The sequence below is a fragment of the Mesorhizobium sp. WSM4313 genome (assembly GCF_002294725.1).
GTDB lineage: Bacteria > Pseudomonadota > Alphaproteobacteria > Rhizobiales > Rhizobiaceae > Mesorhizobium.
This window is the reverse complement of sequence record NZ_NSFT01000031.1, coordinates 1-25,213: the sequence shown is the minus strand read 5'-3', so window position 1 is coordinate 25,213 and position 25,213 is coordinate 1. Positions and strand designations below refer to the sequence as shown.

Annotated in this window: 24 protein-coding genes; 17 read left to right on the top strand and 7 right to left on the bottom strand. The window is 64.9% G+C overall.

Annotated elements, in window-relative coordinates:
* Nucleotides 1–447: 447 nt before the first annotated feature.
* The 6 genes from CK219_RS30250 (at nucleotide 448) to CK219_RS30220 (ending at nucleotide 7,007) form a co-directional block, all read left to right on the top strand.
* Nucleotides 448–1,134 (top strand): DUF1223 domain-containing protein, encoded by a 687-nt coding sequence (locus CK219_RS30250; protein ID WP_095770134.1) that lies wholly within the window; start codon nucleotides 448–450, stop codon nucleotides 1,132–1,134.
* 85 nt (nucleotides 1,135–1,219) lie between these two features.
* Complete coding sequence (locus CK219_RS30245) at nucleotides 1,220–1,483, top strand: hypothetical protein (protein ID WP_095770133.1); 264 nt, start codon at nucleotides 1,220–1,222, stop codon at nucleotides 1,481–1,483.
* A 317-nt stretch (nucleotides 1,484–1,800) separates the two neighbouring features.
* Nucleotides 1,801–2,544: a peptide-methionine (S)-S-oxide reductase MsrA gene (gene msrA / locus CK219_RS30240; protein WP_095770132.1), complete on the top strand. Its 744-nt coding sequence runs from the start codon at nucleotides 1,801–1,803 to the stop codon at nucleotides 2,542–2,544.
* Between the two features lie 465 nt (nucleotides 2,545–3,009).
* Nucleotides 3,010–4,710 (top strand): phospholipase D-like domain-containing protein, encoded by a 1,701-nt coding sequence (locus CK219_RS30235; protein ID WP_095770131.1) that lies wholly within the window; start codon nucleotides 3,010–3,012, stop codon nucleotides 4,708–4,710.
* Nucleotides 4,711–5,322: 612 nt separating this feature from the next.
* Entirely contained in the window at nucleotides 5,323–6,249 is a 927-nt protein-coding gene (locus CK219_RS30225) for an ABC transporter ATP-binding protein (RefSeq protein WP_095770129.1), read from the top strand.
* Nucleotides 6,246–7,007: an ABC transporter permease gene (locus CK219_RS30220; RefSeq protein ID WP_095770128.1), complete on the top strand. Its 762-nt coding sequence runs from the start codon at nucleotides 6,246–6,248 to the stop codon at nucleotides 7,005–7,007. The genes CK219_RS30225 and CK219_RS30220 overlap by 4 nt, the downstream gene beginning before the upstream one ends.
* A 367-nt stretch (nucleotides 7,008–7,374) precedes the next feature.
* Here CK219_RS30220 and CK219_RS30215 read toward each other — a convergent pair whose 3' ends face one another.
* Nucleotides 7,375–8,412 (bottom strand): phosphatidylglycerol lysyltransferase domain-containing protein, encoded by a 1,038-nt coding sequence (locus CK219_RS30215; RefSeq protein WP_095770127.1) that lies wholly within the window; start codon nucleotides 8,410–8,412, stop codon nucleotides 7,375–7,377.
* Nucleotides 8,413–8,646: 234 nt separating this feature from the next.
* On the opposite strand from CK219_RS30215, the gene CK219_RS30210 reads away from it, so the two are divergent.
* Together CK219_RS30210 and CK219_RS30205 are read left to right on the top strand one after the other, a co-directional pair.
* On the top strand, nucleotides 8,647–9,138 hold the full coding sequence (locus CK219_RS30210; RefSeq protein ID WP_095770137.1) for a MarR family transcriptional regulator: 492 nt from the start codon (nucleotides 8,647–8,649) through the stop codon (nucleotides 9,136–9,138).
* Complete coding sequence (locus tag CK219_RS30205) at nucleotides 9,135–9,815, top strand: GNAT family N-acetyltransferase (RefSeq protein WP_095770126.1); 681 nt, start codon at nucleotides 9,135–9,137, stop codon at nucleotides 9,813–9,815. Before CK219_RS30210 ends, CK219_RS30205 begins: the two co-directional genes overlap by 4 nt.
* A gap of 54 nt (nucleotides 9,816–9,869) precedes the next feature.
* Here CK219_RS30205 and CK219_RS30200 read toward each other — a convergent pair whose 3' ends face one another.
* Nucleotides 9,870–11,867 (bottom strand): PhoX family phosphatase, encoded by a 1,998-nt coding sequence (locus CK219_RS30200; RefSeq protein ID WP_095770125.1) that lies wholly within the window; start codon nucleotides 11,865–11,867, stop codon nucleotides 9,870–9,872.
* 247 nt (nucleotides 11,868–12,114) lie between these two features.
* Here CK219_RS30200 and CK219_RS30195 point away from each other — a divergent pair, with 247 nt between their 5' ends.
* The 4 genes from CK219_RS30195 (at nucleotide 12,115) to CK219_RS30180 (ending at nucleotide 15,389) form a co-directional block, all read left to right on the top strand.
* Complete coding sequence (locus CK219_RS30195) at nucleotides 12,115–12,453, top strand: hypothetical protein (RefSeq protein ID WP_095770136.1); 339 nt, start codon at nucleotides 12,115–12,117, stop codon at nucleotides 12,451–12,453.
* 18 nt (nucleotides 12,454–12,471) lie between these two features.
* Nucleotides 12,472–13,173, top strand: a complete 702-nt coding sequence (locus tag CK219_RS30190) for a phosphatase PAP2 family protein (protein ID WP_095770124.1) — start codon at nucleotides 12,472–12,474, stop codon at nucleotides 13,171–13,173.
* Nucleotides 13,174–13,264: 91 nt separating this feature from the next.
* Complete coding sequence (locus CK219_RS30185) at nucleotides 13,265–13,534, top strand: helix-turn-helix transcriptional regulator (RefSeq protein WP_095770123.1); 270 nt, start codon at nucleotides 13,265–13,267, stop codon at nucleotides 13,532–13,534.
* Nucleotides 13,535–13,667: 133 nt separating this feature from the next.
* Nucleotides 13,668–15,389, top strand: coding sequence for a SulP family inorganic anion transporter (locus tag CK219_RS30180; protein ID WP_095770122.1), 1,722 nt, complete (start codon nucleotides 13,668–13,670; stop codon nucleotides 15,387–15,389).
* Between the two features lie 9 nt (nucleotides 15,390–15,398).
* On the opposite strand, the gene CK219_RS30175 is transcribed toward CK219_RS30180, so the two are convergent.
* The gene (locus tag CK219_RS30175; protein WP_095770135.1) at nucleotides 15,399–16,325 is read right to left on the bottom strand and encodes a DMT family transporter; all 927 of its coding nucleotides are present in this window, start codon (nucleotides 16,323–16,325) and stop codon (nucleotides 15,399–15,401) included.
* 169 nt (nucleotides 16,326–16,494) lie between these two features.
* On the bottom strand, nucleotides 16,495–17,352 hold the full coding sequence (locus CK219_RS30170; protein WP_095770121.1) for an ATP/GTP-binding protein: 858 nt from the start codon (nucleotides 17,350–17,352) through the stop codon (nucleotides 16,495–16,497).
* 113 nt (nucleotides 17,353–17,465) lie between these two features.
* On the opposite strand from CK219_RS30170, the gene CK219_RS30165 reads away from it, so the two are divergent.
* A complete protein-coding gene (locus CK219_RS30165; RefSeq protein WP_095770120.1) occupies nucleotides 17,466–18,251 on the top strand; it encodes a helix-turn-helix transcriptional regulator in 786 nt (261 codons plus the stop codon).
* Between the two features lie 181 nt (nucleotides 18,252–18,432).
* Here CK219_RS30165 and CK219_RS30160 read toward each other — a convergent pair whose 3' ends face one another.
* Nucleotides 18,433–19,365, bottom strand: a complete 933-nt coding sequence (locus tag CK219_RS30160) for a CHAD domain-containing protein (protein ID WP_095770119.1) — start codon at nucleotides 19,363–19,365, stop codon at nucleotides 18,433–18,435.
* The gene (locus CK219_RS30155; protein WP_095770118.1) at nucleotides 19,362–19,835 is read right to left on the bottom strand and encodes a CYTH domain-containing protein; all 474 of its coding nucleotides are present in this window, start codon (nucleotides 19,833–19,835) and stop codon (nucleotides 19,362–19,364) included. Before CK219_RS30155 ends, CK219_RS30160 begins: the two co-directional genes overlap by 4 nt.
* A gap of 90 nt (nucleotides 19,836–19,925) precedes the next feature.
* On the opposite strand from CK219_RS30155, the gene CK219_RS30150 reads away from it, so the two are divergent.
* Genes CK219_RS30150 through CK219_RS30135 form a run of 4 tightly spaced genes read left to right on the top strand, consistent with a single transcriptional unit; the run spans nucleotide 19,926 to nucleotide 23,639 of the window.
* Nucleotides 19,926–20,627: a CerR family C-terminal domain-containing protein gene (locus tag CK219_RS30150; protein WP_095770117.1), complete on the top strand. Its 702-nt coding sequence runs from the start codon at nucleotides 19,926–19,928 to the stop codon at nucleotides 20,625–20,627.
* Nucleotides 20,624–21,589, top strand: a complete 966-nt coding sequence (locus CK219_RS30145) for an HlyD family efflux transporter periplasmic adaptor subunit (RefSeq protein ID WP_095770116.1) — start codon at nucleotides 20,624–20,626, stop codon at nucleotides 21,587–21,589. The genes CK219_RS30150 and CK219_RS30145 overlap by 4 nt, the downstream gene beginning before the upstream one ends.
* Nucleotides 21,586–22,506: an ABC transporter ATP-binding protein gene (locus CK219_RS30140; protein ID WP_095770115.1), complete on the top strand. Its 921-nt coding sequence runs from the start codon at nucleotides 21,586–21,588 to the stop codon at nucleotides 22,504–22,506. The genes CK219_RS30145 and CK219_RS30140 overlap by 4 nt, the downstream gene beginning before the upstream one ends.
* Entirely contained in the window at nucleotides 22,503–23,639 is a 1,137-nt protein-coding gene (locus CK219_RS30135) for an ABC transporter permease (protein WP_095770114.1), read from the top strand. Before CK219_RS30140 ends, CK219_RS30135 begins: the two co-directional genes overlap by 4 nt.
* A 239-nt stretch (nucleotides 23,640–23,878) precedes the next feature.
* On the opposite strand, the gene CK219_RS30130 is transcribed toward CK219_RS30135, so the two are convergent.
* Complete coding sequence (locus CK219_RS30130; RefSeq protein ID WP_095770113.1) at nucleotides 23,879–24,856, bottom strand: threonine/serine dehydratase; 978 nt, start codon at nucleotides 24,854–24,856, stop codon at nucleotides 23,879–23,881.
* Nucleotides 24,857–25,213 lie beyond the last annotated feature (357 nt).

The following is a 25,213-nucleotide window of genomic DNA, read 5'->3' as shown; positions in this document are numbered from 1 at the left end:
GGGTTGAGGGGCAAGCGGTGGGGGTTATCCGATCTCCCCCCTTGCGGGGGAGATGCCCGGCAGGGCAGAGGGGGGTGTGACGGATCGCGGCATTGGCTTCATGGTTTTCGAGCTGTTCAGCCCCAGCGAACGTTCGGGCGTGGGTGCTCGTGTCGGCTGAAATGTCGGCGGGACAGCACCCCCCTCTGGCCTGCCGGCCATCTCCCCCGCAAGGGGGGAGATCAGATGTCGCGCCGCTTTCGCCAATTGCCGACGTTGCAGGAAGAGCGCCGACGACGAAGCCGCCAATCTCCCCCCTTGCGGGGGAGATGTCCGGCAGGACAGAGGGGGGTGCTGTCCCTCCAACGTTGCGCACTGAAGCACCCCAATCACAAACCGGTGAAGCTGTAACGAACCTCTCCACCCCGACGAAATGGGAGCATGACCCCCCAGTGGAGACTGCTTCCCATGACCGGATTGAAGACAAGCCTGCTCGCCGGCGCGATGCTCGCGGCCACGATGGGCGCCGCGACCGCGCAGCCGCTCACCGTGGTCGAGCTGTTCACCAGCCAGGGCTGCTCGTCCTGCCCGCCGGCCAACGCCAACCTGATCAAGGTCAAGGACCAGCCGGGCGTGCTGGCGCTGTCGTTCAACGTCACCTACTGGGACTATCTCGGCTGGAAGGACACTTTCGGCCGCAAGGAGTTCACTGAACGCCAGGTGACCTACGAGCCGTCGCTCGGCCGTGACGGGCCGTTCACGCCGCAGGTGGTGGTGAACGGCAGAAGCGACGGCGTGGGTGCGGCGCCGGGCGAGATCCAGAGCCTGATCGCCAAGGGCGGCCGCACGCAGGGGCCGGAGCTTTCGCTTGGGCAGGGCAAGGTCAGCATCAGCGCCGGCAACGCGCCGGGCGGCCGCGCAGACATCTGGCTGGTGCGCTACACAAGAGGCGTCGTCGAAGTGCCGGTGGCGCGCGGCGAGAACACCGGCCGCACGCTGCCGCACGCCAATGTCGTGCATGCGCTGACAAAGCTCGGCAGCTGGAACGGCGCGGCGACGACGCTGCCGCTGCCGGCAGCGACCGGGGGCTTGAGCACCGCGGTGCTCGTGCAGGCGCCAGGCGGCGGACCGATCCTGGCCGCGGCCGCCAACTGATTTTTCCTTCCCTTCGCGCGGGGCCGCATGCGCGGCAACGCTTCACCAGGGCCCGCATGCGCGCGCCAAACCCAAGGAGACTACCATGACCAAGTTCCTCACGCTGCCGGCGCTCGCCTTCGCGCTTTCCGCGTCCGTCTTCGTCGCCGGCGCGCGCGCCGACGACACGACCAGCGCGATGAAGCCCGCCAATGCGATGGCGACCGACGCCATGAAACCGGCGACGGACGCGATGAAACCGGCCGACGCCATGAAGCCTGCCGATGCCATGAAGCCCGACGCGATGAGCACCGAGGCGATGAAGCCCGCGACGGATGCGATGAAGCCGGCGGACACCACCGCACAGTAGGGTGAGCTTGCGATCCGCTTGCGTCGCCGGCCTGCGAGGCAATCGCACAGGGCAGCGCAGCCCCCGCTCCGTCTCGGCGCTGCGCGCCGATCCACCTCTCCCCCGCTTTGCGGGGGCGAGGAAACGCCAATCGCCAAGGGCGCGACCTTCGCAAGCCCGGGTTCCTCGCCCCCGCCAGAGGCGGGGGAGAGGTGGCTCGGCGAAGCCGAGACGGAGAGGGGGAGCGCCGTCGGCGGTTACGCACCGCCGCACGGCAAAGTGAGAACCGCTTGGCGGCTTCGATCGTATATACTGAGACAACAACAGGAGATCAGGACATGAACGGCATAAAGGCAAAGGCCGCGCGGCGATCGCCATTTTTCGCCCGCGGCACGTTGGCCGTGCTCGGCCTTGCGGCCGTGGCGGCAGCGGCTCTGTGGCAAACACCGGCCCGCTCGGCCGAGGACGCGGTGGTGATCCCGCCGCCGGCTCTGGACGAGAAGGTGGCAAGCGGCACCGAAAAGGCGATCTTCGCCGGCGGCTGCTTCTGGGGCGTGCAGGGCGTGTTCCAGCACGTCAAGGGCGTGAGCAAGGCGGTGTCCGGCTATACCGGCGGCAGCGCCGAAAACGCCGTCTATGAAGTCGTCGGCAGCGGCCGCACGGGGCACGCCGAATCCGTCGAGATCACCTACGACCCGGCGAAGGTCACCTACGGCCAGCTGCTGCAGGTCTATTTCTCGGTCGCGCACAATCCGACGCAGTTGAACTACCAGGGGCCGGACCAGGGCACGCAATACCGCTCGACGATCTTCGCCGAGAACGACGAGCAGAAGAAGGTCGCCGAGAGCTACATCGCCCAGCTCGACAAGGCCAAGGTGTTCGGCAAGCCGATCGTCACCACGCTGGAGACCGGCAAGACCTTCTACCCGGCCGAGGATTACCATCAGGACTTCCTGACGCTGAACCCGACCTACCCGTATATCGTCTACAACGACCTGCCCAAGATCGAGAATTTGAAGTCGCTGTTCCCGCAGCTTTACAGCGAGAAACCGGTGCTTGTGATGGCTTCCAGCAAGAGCTGAGAGACACCCACTCGTCGTCATCCACGGGCGGAGCAAGGAGCGTAGCGACGCGCGCAGACCCGAGGATCCATTCCGTGACGTCCGAGCGCTGCTACGGTGCAGAATCCTGCTCGGCTGCGTTCTTCGATCAAGGTCACGGAATGGATTCCAGGGTCTGCGCGCGTCGCTTCGCTCCTTGCTCCGCCCTGGAATGACGAGGTTGGGGCGGACGGCAGCAAAACCATCCGCCGTTTGTTTTGCTGGCAAACAGAACACAATGTGAAGCAGTTCATAGAATTATACTTGACGCTGCAAAACATTGACATCCGATCTTCTGCCGCCACATAATCATCGCCGTCACCTTTCGAAAATTCTGTTTCAACTGGTCCGGAGCCATGCTTCCGGGCAGATTCTTGTTGACTGCATTGATGGGCCGGACATGCCGGCCGCGCTTCGGGAACAACGACGGATGGGGAGGAACGACAGATGGCCATCGACATAAAAGTCTCCGTCTACACCAATGGCGACGACGCCTTCGTCGCCTGGGCGCCGAGCGACTTCATCGCGGGGTGCCGGGGTTTTTTGCTCGAGCGCGGCCGCAAAGCCGGCGCGAGCGAGAGCATCGAGCCGGTGGAGAACCGCGTCGGCTTCACCAAGGACAAGCCGAAATCGGGCGACCACCGGCCGTCGGACGTCTGGCCGTTCCAGCGCTTCAACTGGACCGACCATGCGGCCGATGTCGGCAATGTCGTGCGCTACCGGGTGACCGCGATGATGAGCGCCGGACCCGGCAAGCCCCTGACCAAGGGCGTGTCGAGCGACTGGACGGACTGGGCGACGCTTGCCACCGACGCCGGCGGCGGCTTTTCCTGCTACTTCAACCGCGGCCTGGTGCTGTCGCAATTCGTCGCCCGCTACATGGCCAAGAACAAGCTGTCGCCCGCGGCCTTCAAGAAGAGCCTGCAGACCAATGGCGACGCGAAATTCCGCGCTTTCCTCGAAGGCGATCTCGGCCTGCGCATGGTCGGGCTGACGCAGGTCGCCGGCGACGAATTGCATGCCGCGCTTTACGAGCTCGGCGACGCGACGCTCGAGACGGCGCTGATCGGGCTCGGGCCGCGACTCCATCTCATCCTCGCCAACGGCTCCGACAAAAGCGGCGACGGCAACAAGGAGGCGCGCAAGAACCTCAACGACCACGGCATCGCGACCATCGACCGGATGCTGAAATCGAAAGGCCTCGGCCACAACAAATTCGTCGTCGTGTCCAAGGACGGCGAGCCCAAGATGGCGTGGACGGGCAGCACCAACTGGAGCACGACCGGCCTGTGCACGCAGGTCAACAACGGCTTGCTGATCGAGGACGCGGCGGTCGCGGCGCATTTCCGCAAGCATTGGGACCTGCTGAAGGACGCCTCGCCGCCCAACACCGACCCGGCCAATTTCACGCCGGCGCTGATGGCGGACAACGATGCGCCCAAGACCTTTGCGGTCGGGACCGCCAAGGCGACGGTCTGGTTCACCCGCACCTCGGATGGCGCCGACATGGCGGCGCTGCGCGACGTCATCGCCTCGGCCAAACAGGCGGTGCTGTTCTTGATGTTCACGCCGGGCAAGCAGGGGCTGCACACGCTGGCCGGCCAGCGCGCCAGGGAAAAGGGCATGTATGTGCGCGGTGTGGTCTCGACGCTGAGCGCGGAGGAGGGCGGCACCGAGCAGAATTTCCTCGATATCGACCTGGTGAGCAGCGACCGCAAATTCACGCCCGACCGCTACGCGGTGGCGCAGCCGCAGGGCCTCGACGCGCCGCTCGGGCCATGGATCGCCGAGGTCAACCGGCGGAGCTTCCTGTCGCAGATCGGCCACGCCATCGTGCACTCGAAAATCCTGGTGACCGACCCGCATTCAAACGACTGCGTGGTGGTGACCGGCAGCCACAATTTCTCGGCGCCGGCGAGCGAGAAGAACGACGAGAACCTGGTGATCGTGCGCGGCCACAGGAAGCTTGCCGCCGCCTATGCCACCTACGCGATGGCGGTCTACAGCCACTACCGCTACCGCTCCTACATCCGCGAGATGCGGGCCCAAGGCAGGACGCCGTGGAGCTATCTCGACGACGACGACCAGTGGCTGAAGACCGAGCTCAGGACCAAGGCGCAGGAGATCGCGTTCTGGACGCAGACCTGATTTCCTTCTCCCCGTTACACGGGCAGAAGGTGTCACGAAGTGACGGATGAGGGGCAGCGCCGGCATCTGCGGCTAACCACCGACCCATAACTGCCTGACAGGTGAGCGCCGCCCGTCATTGCCCTGCCGGGCATTTCTCCTGGCGCGACTGATCAGGCCGAGGCTTGATTGCCAGGTGGTTCCCCCAATCCGTCGCTGCTTCGCAGCGCCACCTTTCCCCCCTCCGGAGGGAAAGGAAGGGAGCCTTGCCGGACGAGCGTTGAAAGCTTGGCGCCCTTCCTCTACCCCGTCGATCGGGGGAGAGGTGGCTCGGCGAAGCCGAGACGGAGTGGGGGTCGACCAGCGCTGCATAAGATAATGCATGCGCCAAGCTGCCATGCACGCTATCGCCAAAGACCAGCCGCTTGTGTGCATGCCGTGGCGTAAATGGGGAGAAAGAAGCTGTCGTGGGCGCCGGCGCTCCAGTCGCCGAGGCCGGTATACCTGGTCTGGCAAGGGCCGCCATTTGGGCGTTCCCTGTCCAGAACTGTCAGCAGCAGCGGCGATTGACAGTTGCACCCGGCGGCATCCGACCTATATGAGATCACCTTTTCCAGCCGGCCGTATTTCAGCATGTCATCCATCATCTCGATCTCCGGTGTCACGAAAACCTATGCCACCGGCTTCAAGGCGCTGAAGGAAATCAATCTCGACATCGAGCGCGGCGAGATCTTCGCGCTGCTGGGGCCGAACGGCGCCGGCAAGACGACGCTGATCTCGATCGTCTGCGGCATCGTCAACCGCTCGTCGGGCACTGTTACGGTGGACGGCCACGACATCGGTCGCGACTACCGCGCCGCGCGCAGCCTGATTGGGCTGGTGCCGCAGGAGCTCACCATCGACGCCTTCGAGACGGTCTGGGCCACGGTGAACTACAGCCGCGGCCTGTTCGGCAAGGCGCCCAACGCGGCCTTCGTCGAGAAAGTGCTGCGCGACCTCTCGCTGTGGGACAAGAAGGATTCCAAAGCGATCACCCTGTCGGGCGGCATGAAGCGCCGGCTGATGATCGCCAAGGCGCTGTCGCACGAGCCGCGCGTGCTGTTCCTCGACGAGCCGACGGCCGGTGTCGATGTCGAATTGCGCCAGGACATGTGGGCGATGGTCAGGCGCCTGCGCGAGGACGGCGTCACCATCATCCTCACCACGCATTACATCGAAGAGGCCGAAGCGATGGCCGACCGCGTCGGCGTCATCAACAAGGGCGAGATCATCCTGGTCGAGGGCAAGGCCGAGCTGATGCGCAAGCTTGGCCGCAAGCAGATGAATCTGGAGCTGCGCGCGCCGCTTGCCGCCGTTCCGGACGGGCTTTCGCACTATTCGCTGGAGCTGTCGGACGACGGCAACCAGCTCACCTACACCTATGACAACCAGAGCGACCGTCCGGGCGTCGCCTCGCTGATCCGCGACCTCGAGGCGGCCGGCGTCCAGTTCCGCGATCTCGACACCAAGAACAGCTCGCTCGAAGAGATCTTCGTCAATCTTCTAAGGCAAGAGCCATGAACCTGCGCGCGGTATGGGCGATCTACCGGGTGGAGATGGCGCGCGCCTTCCGCACGGTGCTGCAAAGCATCATCTCGCCGGTCATCTCGACATCGCTCTATTTCGTCGTCTTCGGCTCGGCCATCGGCTCACGCATCACCGAGATCGACGGCATCGCCTACGGCGCTTTCATCGTGCCGGGGTTGATGATGCTGTCGCTCTTGACGCAGTCGATCTCCAACGCCTCCTTCGCCATCTATTTCCCGAAATTCGTCGGCTCGATCTACGAGCTCCTGTCGGCGCCGGTCTCCTACCTGGAAATCATCATCGCCTATGTCGGGGGTGCGGCGACCAAGTCGGTCATGCTCGGCCTGATCATCCTGGCCACGGCGGCGCTGTTCGTGCCGCTCAGGATCGAGCATCCGTTCTGGATGATTGCCTTCCTGGTGCTGACCGCGGTGACCTTCAGCCTGTTCGGCTTCATCATTGGCATCTGGGCAAAGACCTTCGAGCAGCTGCAGCTGGTGCCGCTGCTCATCGTCACGCCGCTCACCTTCCTCGGCGGCAGCTTCTATTCGATCCACATGCTGCCCGGCATCTGGAAGACGATCACGCTGTTCAACCCGGTCGTCTATCTGATCAGCGGGTTCCGCTGGAGTTTTTATGGCAAGGCCGACGTCTCGGTCGGCGTCAGCCTCGGCATGACGGTGATGTTCCTGGCGATCTGCATCGCGATCGTCGCCTGGATATTCAGGACCGGATATCGGTTGAGGAACTGACGGAACTTGTTCCTTGCCCCACGAAGTGGCGCACATTTCCAAGCGACTGGTCTTTGGCGATAGCTGCATCGCAGCTTGGCGCATGCATTGTCCAATGTAGCGCTGGTCGACCCCCACTCCGTCTCGGCTTCGCCGAGCCACCTCTCCCCCGATCGACGGGGTAGAGGAAAGGCGCCAAGCCTTTTGCCGTCAATGCTCGTCCAGCAAGGCTCCCTTCCTTTCCCTCCGGAGGGGGGGAAAGGTGGCGCTGCGAAGCAGCGACGGATTGGGGGAACCACGTGGCAAGCAAGCCTCAGGTCGATCAGTCACGCCAGTCACAGAAGATATGTGCATAGCGTAGACCAAGTGGGGAGAGGAAGCGCCTGCTCTAAACCGCCTTGATCAGCCGCAGCAGGCCCAGCATTTCCACGAAAGTCCCTTTGCGGAACGCGATATAGGTCGGCTCCTCGATGCCATGGAAGCGGCGCTTGAAGGCCGCCTGGCCCTGCAGGTTGAAGCGCGAGCGGTTGACCCAGGACGAGTTATAGGCGCGCTGGAAGGTGCCGCGCCAGAAGCTCGATTCGGCGAAGCCGCTCGGCTCGATGTCGAGCAGCGGCGAGAGGCCGAGCGTCACCTGTGAGACGCCCTCCTCGCGAAAGCGGTCGACGGCGAATTTGGTCAGGCCGATCTCGGCATGTGGCGTCGCATCGACCTGTTTGCGCTTGAAGGAGGTGGTGTAGCCGATGACCTTGCCATCGCGAAACAACGGGTCGAAGTCGAGGATGGCGAGAAGCCGGCCTTCAGGTCCGTGCAGGAGGAAGCGCCGCATGTCGGCGCCGATCTCTTCGGAAAAACGACGGTTGAGGAACCCCATTTCCCAGCGCTTGATGATGCGCTCCTTGCGCCAGTCGGCGGAAAGCTGCTTGATCTCGTCCTGCAGCCCGTCGCCCTTGTCCTCGGCGAGGGTAAAACCCTTCTTCGTCAGCCAGCGCTCGGAATAGCGCACGGTCTCGTTGCGCTTGCCGGAAAAATTATGCGCAGGCAGCGGCAGCCTGGTGTCGATGCCGAGGCGATTGACCTGGTAGCCGAGGCCGGCGAGCACATTGGCCGTGTCGGCGCCGACCTGGACGAACCAGGGGCCGCCGGCGGCTTCGACGAAGCGCTTGATATAGGCCGGACGGTCGGCCGGGTCTGCCACCGGATCGCCAAGCGCGAAATGATGGCTCATCTTGGTGCCGAAGGCGATGTAGCCGTCGCCATCGCTGAAATAGGACAGTTTCTGCTGCACCGCCGTCGAATAGGCGAGCGAGAAATCGCCGTAACGGCGCACCAGCGCCAGGCGTTCGTCGTCCGTCAGGTCGCGTCGCGGGACCTTGGGCGCCACGGCATCGAGAAGCCTGTCGAAATAGATGCGCAGGGGCGCCATGAGCTCCGCGTGCCAAGAATGGATGACCTGCCGCCCTCAGGTCGCGAATCGCCGGCGACCGCTGCGGGCCGCGTGCGTCAACGCGATATAGGATGCAATTGACCGCGAATGAAGGGCAAACGTCCGAAGGCGGTGCTGTCGCTCATCGGCTGCCGCAACGGACATGCGAAAGATCGGCTTGATATTTTCCATACATTGTTATATATCAAGTTATCAATATGCGACGAGTCTGCTATGGAAGACGTTCTCCGATCCCTCGGCTTTCTGTGCCTCGGCAGCCGGATGAAGCGTATAGGCGAGCAGTTGCAGGCCGACACGCAGCGCGTGCTCGACCGCCTGGACATGCGCATCCAGTCGAGCCAGTACCCGCTGCTCGCCGCGCTCGACAGGCTGGGCCCGCTGCCGGTCGGCGAGCTGGCCCAATCCTTGGGCATCGCCCAGCCCGGCGTGACGCGCAGTGTGGCGCTGCTTGCCGAACTGGGGCTGGTCGAGGTCAACCCTTCGGAAGACGACCAGCGGCGCAGGATCGTTTCGCTGAGCCGCAACGGCCGGCGGCTGGTCGACCAGGCGAAGCGGGAGATCTGGCCGAGCATCGAGAATGCCGTGGCGGATTTGTGCGCCGATCTTTCCGGGCCGCTGCTCGGCCAGCTTGCGGCAATCGAGGATCGTCTTGCCGCAACACCGCTCCATCGCCGCGTCGAAAACGCCAAGCTGGCCGCATCATGAAACATGTTCTCGACCGCCCCATCTGGAGCGCGCTTGCCACGCGGCACCAGGCTTTCGCCGAAGGCGGCGACCTTGCCAGGCGATATCGTCCGTCGATCGTGCCTTTCGCTGCCACTGCCGCCAACGATGCGGACAGCCTGCAAGCTCTGGCCGGGCTTCTCCCGTCGGGCGAAACAGCCATCCTGGTTCAGGCGGATGAGATCGCCCTGCCGCCGGAAATCTCCGCGATCTCGGCAGCGCCGCTGGTGCAGATGATCGCCGAAGCGCCGATGCCATCGGCGTCCGATGAGCGCATCCGGCAGCTGACAAAAAGGGACGCGGCGGAAATGCTGGCGCTCGCGTCTCTTACCAGGCCCGGCCCTTTCACGCTGGAGGCGCTGAGCCTCGGCGATTTCTGGGGCATCAGGATCGACGGCCGGCTGGCGGCAATGGCCGGCGAGCGCATGAAGCAGCCCGGCTACAGCGAGCTCAGCGGCGTGTGCACACATCCGGATTTCCGCGGCGGCGGGCTTGCCCGCCTGCTGTCGGTGTTCGTCGCCGGCCGGATCGCGGCACGCGGCGAGGTTCCATACCTGCACGCCTATGACAGCAACGCTGCGGCGATCAGGCTTTACGAGTCCATCGGCTTCCGCTTGAGAAGCAAGATGAACATGGCCATGGTCCAACGCGCGGAGTGACGAAAGGGAGGATTTGATCGAAATCCTCCCTCTCGACGTCTCAGCTACAAGAGGTCACACCGCGATCTTGCCGCCGCCCTGTTTCGTGATCGCAACGACGGACGGCCGCACCGGCATGTCCGGCTTGAAGTCCGGCCAGCGGGTCGACGGGTCCTCGTAGTAGGACGGGCGGCCGAACCCTTCCCAGTCCTCGCCGCCGTCGCCCGGGTGCTGGACGGCGACGAAAGCTGTCTGGTCATCCGGCGCGAACAGCGGGCCGCACATTTCGGCGCCGATCGGCACGCGGAAGAACAGTTTCGACGTTGCCCGCGCGGCACCCTCGGTATCGACCGCCCAGAGACCGTCGGTGCGGCCGGTGGCCTTCGGGCCCTGGCCGTCGGTGGCGACCCAAAGGCGCCCGGCAGAATCGACGGCGCAATTGTCCGGCATGCCGAACCAGCCATGGGCGGTGGTCGCGGTCGAGAAAGTGGCGCCGACATCGGCAACGGAAGGATCGCCGCATTTCAACAGCACTTCCCATTTGCCCTTGGTGGCGGCGAAGTCGCCGCCATCCTCGACGATCTCGATGATGTGGCCGAAAGCGTTCTCGGCGCGCGGATTGGCGGCGTCGACCTGCTCGGCCTTGCGCTTGGAATTGTTGGTCAGCATGACATAGACCTTGCCGTTGCCGGCGTTGGGCTGGATGTCCTCCGGCCGGTCCATCTTGGTGGCGCCGAGCAGGTCGGCGGCGCGGCGCGTCTCGATGAGAACGTCGGCCTGGGAAGCAAAACCGTTCTCCGCCGTCAGCGGGCCTTGACCGAAAACGATCGGCATCCATTCGACCGAGCCGTCCTCGGCGAATTTGGCCACATGCAACGTGCCGTCATCGAGCAGGTCCAAGTTGGCGGCGCGGTCGTTCGGGTTGAAAATGCCCTTGGTGACGAATTTGTAGACATAGTCGAAGCGCTCGTCGTCGCCGAGATAGAAGACGACGCGGCCGTCCTTGGCGACGATCGATTCGGCGCCCTCATGCTTGAAGCGGCCCATGGCGGTGCGCTTCTTCGGGGTCGAGTTCGGATCGTTGACGTCGACCTCGACGATCCAGCCGAAGCGATTGGGCTCGTTCGGCTCCTTGGCAAGATTGAAGCGATCGTAATGCGCGCCCCACTCATAAGCGCCTTCCGGAATGCCGAGGCGCTTGTAATTGGCCGCTTCCCTGTGGCCTTCCGGCAGTTCGCCCGAGAAATAGCCGTGGATGTTCTCCTCGGCCATCACATAGGTGCCCCAGGGCGTGACGCCGCCGGCGCAATTGTTGAGCGTGCCGAAGACCTTGGTGCCGGACGGGTCCGCATTGGTCCTGACGCGGTCATGGCCCGCCACCGGGCCGGACAGCGCCATCTCGGTGGTCGACATGATGCGGCGGTTGAGCTTGCCGTCGCGCACCACTTGCCATTTGCCGCCTTGCTTGCGGATCTCGACGATGGTGCCGCCATGCGCGGCCATCTCGACATCGACCTGCTCCTTCGAGAGCGGCGCCACCTCGGCCTTCTTCTTGCCGTCCTTCTCGACGACCGAGACGATGCCGGGGAACATCAGATGCGGGTTGGTGTATTCGTGGTTGACGACCAAAAGGCCGTGCTCGGCCGAGCCGTCGATCGGAATATAGCCGACATAGTCGTTGTTGTAGCCGAACTGTCTTGCCTGGGCTTCGGCCGACTGCTTCAGCGGATCGAAGTCGGGGGAATCGGCAAACAGCGGATCGCCCCAGCGCAACAGCACGTCGGCGTCATAGCCGGGCGCGACATGGTGCTTGTCGTCGATGCCGGCTTCGAGCTCGTCGAACTTGAAGGCCGAAGCCTCAGCGGCGCGCGCCTCGTCGGCCGCAATCAGCGCCAGCGGGCTGACGGTGGCGGCGATGGCCGACACGGCCAGCGAACCCATGAGAAAGCCGCGGCGCGAGAAACGCGCGGCGATGATCTCGCCCATGGTGCGGTTGTCGGTCGGGTTGACCGGCGGGCCGTCATTGTCCTCGAGCTGGCTGGTGCGGAAGCGGGTCTCAGGGGTCAGGGTCATAGGCTGTTCCTCTGGCTTCTTGAGGTGGCTGGGATTTTGGCCCTTCGACCCCTAAAGCGCGCCGATCACATTTTCGTGACATCATCGCGATTGAACCGCAATGGCTGTTTGCCGGCTGAGCAGCGGCGGCCGGCTTGGATCCTCGAAATGGGCGAACGATCGACCGCTATCGGCTTGACGGCATCGCCCGCTTCGGAAACAAGGGCTGGCCGGCGTGGCGACGGCGCTTCAAAAAAGGGACGGCAAGGTGAGTTTCTGGGGACTGGCGCAGCTCGGCATTTCGACCGTGATATTCCTGCTGGCGGCGACGGCGGCCAAGCAATGGGGGATGGCGCCGAGCTTGGCCAAGCTCCTTTTGACGCTGGCGCTCTACTCGGCCGGCAATCTGATCATGCTGAGGCTGGTGCGGGAATTCGGCATGTCGGTGTCGTTCAGCCTATCGGCGGTGATCCAGCTTGTCGCGGTCAATGTCGTGGCGATCGCCTTCTTCGGCGAACGGCTCAACGCCTTGCAGGCGATCGGCATGGTGCTGGCGATCGCCGCCGTCGCGCTGATCACGCTCGGGCCCTATATGCAGCGGCTGTAGCTGGACCTGAGGGCTCGAATGAAATCGACCGCCAACGCGCTCCTCAACAGGTTGGAATTCCCGGTGCTGCTGGCTGGGCTGGTGATCGCCGGCGGGCTGTGGGGCTTGGTGGAACTCATGGAGGTGGCGCGCGCCACGACGCCGCATACCTTCGATACGGAGATCCTGCTCGCCTTCCGCCGCGCCGGGCAGCCGGATAGCCCGATCGGCCCGCTTTGGCTGGAGGGCGCGGTGCGCGATGTCACCGCGCTGGGCAGCACCGCTGTGCTGGTGCTGATCACGACGGCGACCATCCTCTATCTGCTCTTGATCCGCAGACCTTCGACAGCGCTGTTCATGTTCGCGGCGGTGGCGGGCGGGCAAGTGCTTTCGAGCCTGCTCAAATTCGAGGTCGACCGGCCGCGGCCCGATCTCGTCTCGCATCTCGTCAACGAGACGTCGCTGTCCTTTCCGAGCGGCCACGCGATGCTGTCGGCGGTAACCTATCTGACGCTCGGTTCCTTGACGGCCCGCTTCCTGCCGGACCGCAGGACGAAGGTCTTTGTGCTCGGCTTTGCTGTGCTCACCACCGTGCTGGTCGGCGCCAGCCGCGTCTATCTCGGGGTGCACTGGCCGTCCGATGTGCTTGCCGGCTGGTGCGCGGGCTTTGCCTGGGCCATGCTGTGCTGGCTCGCGGCGCGGCTGCTGCAGCGACGCAAGGTCGTTAAGGATAGCGAATAACCGATGTCTCATCTACATTAAATGACGCTTGAAACATCACCATGCTTGTATTATGCGTTGATATCGCAGACTCAGACAAAGGTTCTGGCCGATGATCACTGCTGCGCAGATGCGCGCCGCAAGGGCGTTGGCCGGTATCGACCAGCGAACGCTTGCCGAGCGCGCCGGAGTTTCGCTTCCGACGATACAGCGTATGGAAGCGAGCGAGGGCGTCGTGCGAGGCGTCGTCGACACGCTGATGAAGGTCATCCATGCCCTCGATGAGGTCGGGGTGGAATTGATCGGTGAGAACCAGACCAGCGAACGCGGCGGCAGGGGCGTGCGCCTCAAAGCCACCGTGGCGCAGAACCCGCAGGGCTGAGCCGCAACCGCGTCCGTCTCGGGAACCGTTGCCGGTTTTCGGGCAGCGATGCGGCGTCGCAACGGTTTTATCGCGACGGCGACCGCCGACATCCAGCCGACGATCCCGCCGCCCTGTGGAGCGGAAGCAGTTCATGGATCAGGCGGGGCGGGCAATTCACCACCAAGCACGGCCAACCTTCGCCGAGCTGTTTACACCAAAGCTGGTGACGGTGCTGCGCGAGGGCTACCACCTCAAGCAGCTGAGGGCCGATGTGATCGCCGGCCTGACGGTCGCCATCGTGGCGTTGCCGCTGTCGATGGCGATCGCGATCGCCTCGCATGTGGAGCCCGAGCGCGGACTGTTTACGGCGATCATCGGCGGTTTCATAGTCGGCGCGCTTGGCGGCAGCCGTTTCCAGATCGGCGGGCCCGCTGGCGCCTTCATCGTGGTCGTGGCCTCGACGGTCGACCGGCACGGTGTCGACGGGCTGATCCTGGCAATGCTCATGGCCGGCGTCTTCCTGCTCGCGGCCGGCTATCTGAGGCTCGGCGCCTATGTGAAGTTCATTCCGTATCCGGTGACGGTGGGTTTCACCGCGGGCATCGCCGTCATCATCCTGTCCAGCCAGTTGCACGACCTGTTCGGCCTGACGCTGCCGGGCAAGGAGCCAGGCGACCTGCTGCCGCGGCTTATCGCGCTCGGCAAGGCGGCCCGAACGGCAAACCCGGCGGCCATTGCGCTCGCCGCGCTGACGATAGGGATCATCGTGGCCATGAAGCGCTGGCGCCCTTCGTGGCCGGGCCTCCTGATCGCGGTGGCGGCGGCCTCGCTGGCGACGACGCTTCTCGGTCTTCCCGTAGAGACGATCGGAACGCAATTCGGTGGCATTCCGCGGATGTTGCCGGATCCGGCTCTTCCGGCGCTGGATGCGCAGAAGCTCGTCTCCGTGGTGCCCGACGCAATTTCCTTCGCTCTGCTCGGAGCAATCGAATCGCTGCTTTCCGCCGTGGTCGCGGACGGTATGACCGGACGACGGCACCGCTCCAACTGCGAACTGGTGGCACAGGGCATCGCCAATATCGGCTCGGCGCTGTTCGGCGGGATCTGCGTGACTGGACTGATCGCGCGCACGGCGACCAACATCCGCGCGGGCGCGCATGGACCGTTGTCGGGAATATTCCATTCCGCCTTCCTGCTGCTGTTCATGCTGGTGGCTGCGCCGCTTGCCAGCTACATCCCGCTGGCGGCGCTTGCCGGGGTGCTGGCCACGGTGGCCTGGAACATGGTGGAGAAGCCCGCCTTCCTGGCGCTGATCCGATCGTCCTGGGGCGACGCCCTGGTGCTTCTGGTCACCCTCGGACTTGTCATCTTCCGCGACCTCACCACCGGCATCGTGGTCGGCTTTGCGCTGGGCGCTCTGCTGTTCATCGGGCGGATGGCGCGTTCGGTCGAGGTGGAGGCACATGTCCCGCCGGTGACGGAGGACCGCGCCGACGCCGCAAATGGCGGGCGCGTTGCCTATGACCTCGCCGCCGCCACCGATCCGGATACCGTCATCTATCGCATATCGGGGGCGTTCTTCTTCGGCGCTGCGGCAACGATCGCGACCGTGCTGGACCGTATCGCCGACCAGCACAGGAACTTCATCCTCGATTGCTCGGCTGTGCCCTTCCTCGATTCGACCGCGGCAAACGTCATCGAAAGCACGGCGAACAACGCAAGGCGCGCCGGAGGACGCTTCATCATCGCGGGCGCCTCGTCGCAAGTCAGGCGCACCCTGATAAGCCATGGCGTCAAGCGGCCGCTGGTGACCTATGCAGCCTCGATCCGTGACGCGCGGGCGCAGCTGGGCGGAAAAGCGGAGACGGCGTAGGCGCCCTGCTCAAACGGTCGCTTCGATCGGCTCGGCAAGCTTGGGGCTGGCTCGTGCGGCGATCAGGCAGCCGGCGACGATGAGACATGCGCCCGCCAGCGTGGTCCAGGCCACCTTCTCGCCGAAGAAGAACCAGCCGAGCGCGATCGCCCAGATGAAGGCCGAGTATTCTGTCGGGATGAGATATTGCGCTTCGGCGCGGGCGTAGGACCAACTCATCAGGAACTGGCCGGCAAGCGACAGCATCGCCACGCCTGCCAAGGGGAGCCAAAGTTCTCTCGGCAGCGCGATCGCAAGCCAGGGCACCGCGCAACCAAGGATGATCCCGACGAAGATATTCTGGAACAGCATGATCTCGACCGGCTTGGCCAGAAGCGCCTGTCGTCGGGCGAGGATCAGATTGTAACCGTAGAAGACCGTCGATACGAGCACGGCGACCGTACCCCAAAGCGCATCCTGCGAATGGCCTGCCTGCCCGAACTGGCCGGCCAGTATGATCAAGACGCCCGCGATGCCGGCCAGCGACGCCCACACCGCCTGCCGCCTTATGCGCTCGCCCAGCAGCAATGCGGCGAGGAAAAGTGCAAACAACGGCGCGACGAAGCTCAGGCCTATGGCTTCGGCGAGCGGCAGCCTGGCGAGACCCCAGAAGAACGAGACTAGGACGATGCCGACAATGACGGCGCGCAGCGCATGCAGACCGAGCACCGGGAGGGTCGGTTTCGAGCGCGGCCCCATCGACCAGGCCGCGCCCGCGACCACGATCGCGACCATGCTGCGCCATAGCACCGTATTGTAGACGCCGACCGCGATGACCAGCGACTTCATCGCCGCATCCATGCCCGACAGCAGGAAGATCGCCAGCGCGCAGACGAGCACCGGGATCGTCGGTGAAACGGCGCCGTTCAGGCTGGATGTCTTCACGGCTTTGCTCACATGAGGGTTGCCGCCGAATAGTCCGGAGCGGGTGGCGAAACCAGATGGCAGCCGCACCGACATGGCGGTCCAATATCGAGCGGCGAGGCGAAAAGCTCGCCTCATCGCTGAGTGCCGAGATGCGAAACGCTGTCCCGCCGGCGTTGCAATGCTCTCCGCCACGACATGCTTAATCCATTGACAGCGCCGCGACCTCGCCCTCGCCCATCAACGGCATATAGATGGTCGCCTTGCCGTCCGTGCCGATATCGGCGCTGCCCGGCTTGAACTGCGCTACCACCGTCGGCGCGCCGCCGGGCTTGTAGCTGTAGAGCGTGCCGGTCATGTAGGCGGTGGCGTAGATGGTGTCGCCAATGGCGATGACGCCGTCGAGATCGGCGAATTTTTGGGCCCCGGGCAGCGGCGTGATCTTCTTCGTGGCAAGGTCGACCGACAGCAGGCCGCCGGGCTCGGCGGTGCTGAAATCGGTCCTGTTGATGCCCTTGCCCCAGGACGCGGCGATCAGCCTGCCGCCATCGGCGAACACGCCATTCGGCGAGGCGAGCAGCGCATCCTTGACGAACAGCTCCGGCCTGTCGCCGTCGATGCGGTAGATCGTGTCGGCCAGCATGTCGCTGACATAGACCTTGCCGGCTCTGTCGGCGGTCATGTCGTTGAGAAAAACGGCGCCGGGCACATCGATGGTCTCGACCAGTCTGCCGCTGGCGAGATCGACGACGCGCACCTTGGTGATGTCGGCGGCGTAGAGCTTGCCGCCGGCGATCGCCATGCCCTTGGGCGCGTCCATGCCGTCCACCCAGCGGCGAGAGATGACCTTGCCGTCCATCGACAAGAGCGACAGGTAGCCATTGCCGTCCGCCGCGCCCGGATTGCCGACGATGTTGGAGACGATGATGCGGTTGTGGGCGGCATCGACCAGCGCGGATTCCGGCTGCTCGAAGCCGGTGGCCCGCCAGAGCTCGCCGGCCTGCACGGCGGACACAGCGCCGATGGCGGCGAAGACGGTTGAAGCGACGAGGTGTTTCATGGGTGCTCTCCTGTGATGACGGCAGAGAGCTAGGATTTTCGATACTTTCCTGGAAGCCGGAACGAGACTAGTATCGCAGTTCAATACGAATTCGCGCGAATGAGGTGCATTCCATGAACGGTCCGATCTTCGAGGCGCTGAAACGGACGCTGAAGGCCAAGGGCCTGACCTACCGAATGCTCGCCGAGCGCATGGGCGTTTCCGAGCCGACGGTGAAGCGCATCTTCCATGAGAAGAACTGCAAGCTCGACCGGCTGACGGAGATCTGCGCCGCCGCCGATGTCGAGCTGGAGAACGTGCTCGGCGCGATGAACCGTGGGCCGGGGCCGGCCAACCGCATCGCGCCGGAGATCGAGCGCCGGCTGGCGGCGCGGCCGGCGCTGCTCTTCGTCTTCGTCATGCTGTCGGAGAAGTTCACGCCCGAAGGCATCATGCGCTCGCAAGGCCTGAGCGAAGCTTCGATGTTCCTCTATTTGCGCGACCTCGAGGAGCTCGGGCTGGTGGCCCTGGGGCGCGGCCTGTCGGCAAGGCTACTGGTCGACGCGCCGATCCAGTGGGATTTCGAGGGGCCGCTGAAGCCGCATTTCGAGATGACCAACAAGAACTTTATCGGCTGGGCGATCGGCCATATGGAGCAGGCCGCGACCTTCATCAGCTTTTCCAGGCGCATGCGGCCGCAAACGGCGGAAATGCTGCGTCGCGAGGCCGAAGAGCTCGCCGAACGCGCCAGGCTGCTCGCCCATCACGACCAGCACACCACGCCCGAGGACCAACTCACCGGCTACAAATGGACCTTCGCCTTCGGCGCGACGCCGTTTCCGGCGATCATGCCGATCGGGCCGCATCCGAGGGATGCGGGCGCCAGGGCGGCGAAGGAGAAACGAGCGCTGCCGGCGTAGCGCCTTCTCCTTCTCCCCTTGTGGGAGAAGGTGTCGCCGAAGGCGACGGATGAGGGGTGTTCCAGGGAATGAGACATCAGCGACTAACGAGCGTGTTGGCCAAGCTGGACCACCCCTCATCCGTCTCGGCGCTCCGCGCCGATCCACCTTCTCCCACAAGGGGAGAAGGAGAGGCGCCGCGCTAAGCCGCCTTTGCTTCTTCCTGCGGTCCGGCGAGATCATCGCGCGCCTTGCGGGCCAATCTCCTGGCCGAGCGCTTGGGGCTGTCGCCGAACAGCTCGGCGGCATCGGCAAGGCAGGCCTTGGCCAGGCTCTTTTCGGCACGTTTCAGCAGCTTACGCAGAAGCTTCGTCTCGTCGGCGGGGCCGAGCGGCTCGCCTTCGGCGTCGAGCAGGGCGCAGATGACGAAGACGTCGTGCAATTCGCCGAGCTGCTCGCCGAGCCTGTCGACCGCCTTGCGGCGCGCCTTGATCGGCGTCGGCCACAGGCGGCCGAGCAGCGACAGATGCATGGCGTGGGTCTTTGCCGCCTTGCGCAGGTCGTGAAAATCGTCGGCCGCGCCGCGTGATTCCGCCTTGTCCAGCGCCTTCTTCGCCCGCCGCAAGGTGGCGCGGGCGCCCTCGGCCAATATATCGGCCGCCTGCTCCGGCTGGTCCGGCAAAGTCAGCCTGTCGATGCGTTCCAGGCCTTCCCGGCATGCGGCGATCGCCGCATTGATGGCCGCGTCGAGGCTCGGACCGGCGTGGAGCTCGTGCTGGCGCAGCACCAGCCGCTCGCGCACCGGGTCGAGACCGCCGCCTGCCGACTGTTCCGGAAAGGCATCGGCCAAGCGGTCGACGGTCTCGATCAAGGCGGTCGCCTCGCGCGGGCCGGCCAGCAGCGCCGACACCTGCTTATAACATTCATTCTCGGTCTGGCAGAACGGTTCGTCCCCGGAACGAACCAGGCGTAGCAAGGCGCGCACGCTTTTCAGCCGTTTGCGGCATTTGTGAAGTCCCTGCTCCGGTTTCTCGCGCGCCATCTCGAGATGAGCGACTGCCTTGCCGATCTCGTCGGCCAATATGCGCCTGACCTCGCCGGTCAGAGGCAAGCGCGGATCGATGCGGAAACTCATGCGGCGATCTCCGGAATCCCCCCGAGGGCCAGCGACGCGTTGTAGAACCTCGACTCGCCGGTGACCTCGCGACCGAGCCAGTCGGGCAGCATTTCGTCAGATACGTCCTCCGGCGTCTCCAGCTCCGCGATCACCAGCCCCGCGAGCTTGCCGCCGAAAACATCGACTTCATAGAGATAGCCGCGGTGTCTAACATGGTGGCGTGTCTTCTCGATGACACGTCCGACGGCGAACGCCATCAATTCCTCGGCCTCGGCTAGCGGGATCGAATATTCGAATTCGTCGCGCTCGCGCGCCCTGTCGCCGAACTTCAGCGTCAGCTTGGCTGAGCGCCCGTCGCTGATGCGCACCCGCACCGTGCGGCCGGGCTGCGCGGCGACATAGAATTGACGAATGCGGATTTTTGCCTCGACCTCATCGCGCCAGGCGGGACTGGAGACCAGGAATTTGCGCTCGACTTCCTTGCTCATGGCCGGGCACTAAAGCCTGTGAGGGCCGGGAAGGCAAGCCGAGTCGAGGCCAAATTTGACTTTAATCAATCGATTGATTAAAGTGTAGGTATGAACAAACGATCAATCGCAAGAAGGCCACAGCGCGAGGTCGGCACCGCCGATCAAACGCGCGCGGCGCTTGTCCACGCGGCGCTCAGGCTGTTCGGGCGAAAGGGTTTCGACGGCACGTCGACGCGGGAGATCGCGGCCGAGGCCAAGGCCAATATCGGTTCCATCGCTTATCATTTCGGCGGCAAGGAGGGCCTGCGCGCCGCCGCTGCCGACTTCATCGTCGATACCATCCAGGGGATTGCCGGCCAGGCGCTGGGCGGCGTGCAGGCAACGGCTCCCCTGGACCCGGAAGCAGCCCGGGCGCAGCTTTTCGCGGCGCTCGAGCGGATGGTGGGTTTCGTCGTGGCCAGTCCGCAGGCCGGCGAGATCGTACAATTCGTACTTCGCGAGCTCTCGCATCCGACCGCCGCGCTCGACCGCATCTATGCCGGCGTGTTCGAGCCGACGCACCGGCGGCTGTGCCAGATCTGGGAACAGGCGACCGGCGAGCCGGCCGAGAGCGAAGCGACCAAGCTCACCGTCTTCACCATGATTGGCCAGGTCATCTATTTCCGCATCGGCCGCGAGGCGGTGATGCGCCGGATGGGCTGGCGCGACATCGGCAATGAAGAGGCCGCCAAGGTGGTGGCGGTCGCAACCGACAATCTCAGGGCAATGCTGGCCGCGCGGGGGGCCGCCGGCAAGAAGGGCAAATCATGAGCTTTCTCTGTTCGCTGCCGCTCGCGGCCCAACTGTTCGGCGCCTGCGCGCCGGCCGCACCTTTGGCCGTCGGCTATGTCGAAGGCGAATATGTGCTGATGGCGCCGATCGAAGTGGCCCAGGTGGCGACGGTGTCAGTTCGGCGCGGCGACCGCGTCGAGAACGGCACGGCGGTGGCGACGCTGGAAGACGCCGACGCCAAGATCGAGGTTGCGCAGGCTAAAGCAGCACTTGCGCAGGCGCAGGCGCAGCTTGCCGACCTTCAGGTCGGGAAGCGCCCCGAGGAAATCGCCGTGCTCAAGGCCGAGGTCGACATGGCCAAAGCCCAGGCGGCCGACGCCAAGCGCAAATACGACCGCGCCAGCGACCTCTACAAGCGCGGCACCGGCACCCAGGCCGATTACGACACCGCCTCGGCTTCGTTGGAGACTGCCAATGCCCAGGTCGGCCAGGCGGAAGCCAATCTCGCCGTCGGCAATCTGCCGGCGCGGGCCGAGACCATCAAGGCCGCCGACAACCAGGTCAAGCAGGCGCGGTCGACCCTGGAGCAGGCCGAGTGGCGGCTGTCGAAGCGGGTGCTGGCGGCGCCCTCGCCTGGCCGCGTCAACGACGTCATCCGCAATCCAGGCGACACAGCCGGGCCGACCGCGCCGGTGATCTCGATGCTGCCGGACGGCGCCGTGAAGCTCAGCGTCTATGTGCCCGAAAGCGCGTTCTCGGCGGTCAAGGTCGGCACCGAGCTCAACGTCCGTTGCGACGGCTGCGGGACGGGACTGAAGGCACGCGTCAGCTATGTCTCGCCCGACCCCGAATTCACGCCGCCGGTGATCTACTCGCTGGAGAACCGGCAGAAGCTGGTCTATCTCGTCGAGGCGCGGCCGGAGGGCAATGCGGGACCACTGCAGCCCGGTCAGATCGTCGATGTCGACTTGGCCGACATCGGGGCGGATCTCGGGCAATGAATGCCATCGACGTTCGCGGCCTGGTCAAGCGCTTCGGCGACAAGACCGTCGTCGACCATGTGACGATGACGGTCGCCGAAGGCGAGATCGTCGGCTTCCTCGGGCCGAACGGCTCAGGCAAGACGACGACCATCCGTATCATGTGCGGGCTTTTGACGCCGGACGAAGGCGACGGCACGGTGCTGGGCTTCGACATCCGCACCGACGCGCTCAAGATCAAGCGCGAAGTCGGCTACATGACGCAGAAATTCTCATTCTACGAGGATTTGACGATCGGCGAGAATCTCGAATTCGTGGCGCGGCTCTACCGGCTGAGGCCGGTCGAGGAGTATGTCTCGCGCACGCTTCAGGATCTCGGCCTGGCCAGCCGCCGCAACCAGCTGGCCGGCACGCTTTCCGGCGGCTGGAAGCAGCGGCTGGCTTTGGCCGCCTGCATCATGCACGAGCCGAAGCTGCTGCTGCTCGACGAGCCGACGGCCGGCGTCGATCCGAAGGCCCGGCGCGAGTTCTGGGACGAGATCCATCGCCTCGCCGGCGGCGGGCTGACCGTGCTCGTCTCCACCCACTACATGGACGAGGCCGAGCGCTGCCACCGCATCAGCTACATCTCCTACGGCAAGATGCTCGCCACCGGCACCGTGGACGAGGTGGTGAAGAATGCCGGGCTGACCACTTTCGTCTTGCAGGGGCCGCGGCTCGACCAGGTGGCCGAGGCGCTGCAAGGCAGGCCCGGCGTCGACCAGGTGGCGCCGTTCGGCGCGACGCTGCATGTCGTCGGCTCCGACAAGGCGGCGCTCGAAAAGGCGCTGGCCGACGTCGAGAAGGAACACAAGGGCGTCACCGTGAAGCCAGGCGAGACCAGCCTCGAGGATGTGTTCATCCAGTTCATGGCCGGCTCGAAGGACAATATGGCATGAAAGCGGTCTTCTCCTTCGCCAGGCTGGGCGCGCTGCTCATCAAGGAATTCATCCAGATGCGGCGCGACCGCATCACCTTCGCCATGATGCTGGGGGTGCCGCTGATCCAGCTGGTGCTGTTCGGCTATGCGATCAACAACGACCCGAAGAGCCTGCCGGCCGCGCTTGTGGCGACCAGCAGCGACCCCTATACGAGGGCGATGGTCTCGGCGCTGCAGACCACCGGCTACTACCGCTTCGACCATGTCGCGCAAAGTGCGGCGGAAGCCGAGTTCCTGATGGCGCGCGGCGATGTCTCCTTCGTCGTCACCATCCCCGCCGATTTCGCCCGCCGCGTCGAGCGCGGCGACAACCCGCAGATCCTGATCGAGGCCGACGCCACCGACCCGGCGGTCGCCAGCGGCGCGATCTCGACGCTGAGCACCGTGGCCGGCCAGGCGCTGCTCAGGGCACAGGGCACCGAGGAAACGGCCAAGGAGGCGGCGCGCGGCCAGCTCGATGTCGTCGTGCACCGGCGCTACAATCCCGAAGGCATCTCGCAATACAACATCGTGCCCGGCCTGCTCGGCGTCATCCTGCAGATGACGATGGTGATGATGACTTCGATCGCGCTGACGCGCGAGACCGAGCGCGGCACGATGGAAAACCTTCTGGCCATGCCGTCGAGCCCGCTGGAGATCATGCTGGGTAAGGTACTGCCCTACCTGGTGGTGGGCGCGGTGCAGGTGGTGGTGGTGCTGGCCGCGGCGAAGCTGCTGTTTGCCATTCCCTTCATGGGCTCGCTGTCGCTGCTGCTGTCCACCGTGCTGGTGTTCGTGCTGTCGCTGGTGCTGCTCGGCTACACGATCTCGACGATCGCGCGCACGCAGATGCAGGCGCTGCAGCTCACCTTCTTCTTCTTCCTGCCCTCGATCATGCTGTCGGGCTTCATGTTCCCCTATCGCGGCATGCCGGGCTGGGCGCAGACCTTTGGCGAGATCTTCCCGCTGACCCATTTTCTGCGCATCACCCGCGCCGTCATGCTGAAAGGGGCGGAGCTGCCGGCGGTGGCGACGGAAGTCGGCTGGCTGGTCGTGTTCGTGGCATTGTTTGCCGGCGTAGCGCTGGTGCGGTTCAGGCGCACGCTGGACTGAGATCACGGAAATTTTGCGCACAAAAGCCCAGGGCTGGCGGGACAGCGCCCCCCTGGCCTGCCGGCCATCTCCCCCACAAGGGGGGAGATCGGACGCCTCGCCGACCGTCGCCAACCTCAAACGTTGCAGAGATGGGCGAGGCGCCGAAACTGCCAATCTCCCCCCTTGTGGGGGAGATGTCCGGCAGGACAGAGGGGGGCGCGAAGGAACACAACGATTCTCGCGTGCAGGCCGCGCCTCTAAGCCGCCGCCATGATTTCCGCATAGGTGCCGAAATCGACATTGCCGCCGGATAGGATCACGGCAACGCATTTGCCGGCAAGGTCGATCTCGCCGGATGAGAGCGCGGCAAAAGCGACGCAGCCGCCGGGCTCGACCACCAGCTTGAGATAAGCCATCGCGTCACGCATCGCCTGGGCGGCGGCCTTGTCGGAGACGGCGATGGCGCCGGCGAGATTCCGGCGGTTGATCTCGAAGGTGATGGCGCCCGGCTCGGCGGTGAGCAGCGCATCGCAGATCGAGCTGTGGCCGGGCTCGTTCGCGACCCGCTCGCCCTTGGCCAGCGAGCGGCGCGTGTCGTCGAAATGCTCGGGCTCGACGGCCCAGACTTGCGTGCTCGGCGAAGCGTCCTTGACGGCGACGGAAATGCCGCTAGACAGGCCGCCGCCGCCGCAAGGAACGACGACGGCGTCGAGAGCCACGCCGAGCGCTTTCGCCTGCTTGATCAGCTCCAGGCCGATCGTGCCCTGGCCGGCGATGATGGCCGGATCGTCGAAGGGCGGCACCAGCACCATGCCCTTTTCGATATAGGGGCGAACGACCGCCATGCGGTCGTCCTTGTAGCGATCGAACGGCACCACTTCGGCGCCCATCTTGCGGACATTGCCAACCTTGAGCGCCGGTGCATCGGCTGGCATGGCGATCACCGCCTTGACGCCGAACATGGCGGCCGAGGCCGCCACGCCTTGCGCGTGGTTGCCGGACGAGAAGGCGACGACGCCCCGGCCGCGCTCTTCCTCGCTCAGGGTAGACAGCTTGTTATAGGCGCCGCGAATCTTGAAGGAGCCGGTGCGCTGCAGCGTCTCGGGCTTGAACAGAATGCGGCCGCCATAGCGCTCGTTTAGCTCTGGCGATTCGATGAGCGGCGTTTCGACGATCAGGCCGGAAAGCCGCTCGGCGGCGGCGCGGATGTCGGAGATGCCGGGCAGGGTGAGCATGATGGGCCTCGCGGGATGAGCACCGTCATGGTGCACGCAAACCGAGGCGTCGCGCCAACGAAAAAATGTGATGGAGACAAGGTTTTGGAAGATGCGCCAGCGGCTGTCACCTTCGTCATTCCAGGGCGGAGCAAGGAGCGGAGCGACGCGCGCAGACCCTGGAATCCTGTGTGTTGGTTCTGGTGTATGGTTGAAGTGGGAAGGAGACCGAATGAATCCTGGTCGTCCTTTCGGACAGGCCGTGGCATGGCTCGGTCCCTTCCCACCGGTGAACCATCAACCTGAACAGTTGCACGGGGCTGTTCCAAGCAGACCCCGCACCACAGGAAGAGGCGTGGACATGATAATGCAGAACTA